Raw genomic sequence first — 669 nt, forward strand, 5'->3', positions numbered from 1 at the left:
CTAGAAGTGAAATAATCAATACGCTAAGTACCGTAATTGTAATTGAATTTGTAAATGCTGAAACGTAATCCATTTTGTCGAATGCATTGATGTAATTGCTGAAGTTTAAATGGTCTGGCAATGAGAGTGGGCTTGAAGTAATTGCTTTGTTCTCTTTAAACGAATTGACCAGAAGCATCAGAAACGGAAATATAAACAGCAATAAACAGATACAGAGGAGGATGGATTTGGTCCATACTGCTGATGAATTTCTATTTCTCATCACGCCTCAACCTCCAACTTCTTGCTAAAATAGACTTGTGCTATTGTAATCGTAGCAACAAGCAGGAATAATACAAATGCTTCCGCTTGGCCTACTCCGTAATCCCTCGATAGAAAAGCCTTCTCATATACATNTGTACTCTTGAACGGACCGCCTTTGGTCAAGGAAATGTTCAAATCATATACCATGAAGCATCTTTGCAGCGACAAGAAAATACAAACAATAAAGGATGGGACCATGAGCGGTAAAGTCATTTTACGCATTTTGGTCCATAAGCTAGCGCCATCAATACTAGCCGCCTCCAAAATATCCTTTGGCACGTTCATCAATCCTGCTACATAGATAACCATCATATAGCCTGCATATTGCCATACGGTAACAATAATCATCGCCCAAAATGCTTTAGT

General features: G+C 38.8%; 1 protein-coding gene and 1 pseudogene. Both read right to left on the reverse strand.

The genetic code is table 11. The features are described from left to right. A pseudogene (locus tag FJQ58_RS32725) lies at positions 1-262 on the reverse strand (carbohydrate ABC transporter permease); the annotation flags it as partial. After that, a partial coding sequence (locus FJQ58_RS00370) for a carbohydrate ABC transporter permease (protein WP_139990480.1) occupies positions 262-669 on the reverse strand: 408 nt, incomplete at its 5' end. The pseudogene FJQ58_RS32725 and the gene FJQ58_RS00370, both read right to left, overlap by 1 nt.

The sequence above is a fragment of the Paenibacillus paridis genome (assembly GCF_006345825.1).
Classification (GTDB): domain Bacteria; phylum Bacillota; class Bacilli; order Paenibacillales; family Paenibacillaceae; genus Pristimantibacillus; species Pristimantibacillus paridis.